The following is a 705-nucleotide window of genomic DNA, read 5'->3' on the forward strand; positions in this document are numbered from 1 at the left end:
GCCGTTAATGTGCCCGCGGCAATAGTGCCTGTGATACTTTTTATCGCGGGATGACGGCCATACCCGAATGCCAATCCATTGAGGTGCACCGAGGCATCAATCATATTTGCCACTTCCCATACAACAGGTTACGAATTGATACGTTATAACATAACAATTAAGAATTGGTAAATGACAATAAATCCATTTCTGTAGAGGGGGAGTGTCGGGCCGAGTGAAAATCAGCTCAGAGGGTGCCGTGTCCCTTTAAATGAACAACCGTGCTGGGCCAGGGATCGGCAAATATCCCTCCTGTTTTCCACCAGATAATCTCGTCTTCAGTAAGAAAGCATTGGCGCAGCACGGTAGCAAACGCCTCTATTTCCGCTTTCTCGCCGATTACGGTCAGATGACAATGTCGATCGCCAAATCGACCTGATGATGTGGCTAACTGCTGTTGAAGTGCCTGTCGCTCTTCTGCGGTCAAATGATTGTCCGTATGTTCAAGCACACCCGACTTCCAATAGCTAATGAACGCCAGACTGATGCTGCCAGCAGCCTGATTCCACAACAATGCAAGATCGTCCCTTCCCGGCAACCAGAAAAACCCTTTACTGCGATACACCCCGGTACCCATATGGTGGTGGTAGATATCCCACAACCGCTGAGGATGGAAAGGACGTTCATCCTGAATGACGCATGAAGAGAGAACAGAGTGCGATGGAG

1 protein-coding gene is annotated in these 705 nt (G+C 49.1%); it reads right to left on the bottom strand.

Going from position 1 to position 705, the window contains the following annotated elements:
• Nucleotides 1-226: 226 nt before the first annotated feature.
• Nucleotides 227-705 (bottom strand): GTP-binding protein (locus J5224_RS32830; RefSeq protein WP_264629099.1); only part of this gene is annotated, 479 nt, incomplete at its 5' end.

The organism is Candidatus Symbiopectobacterium sp. NZEC135 (genome assembly GCF_025962695.1).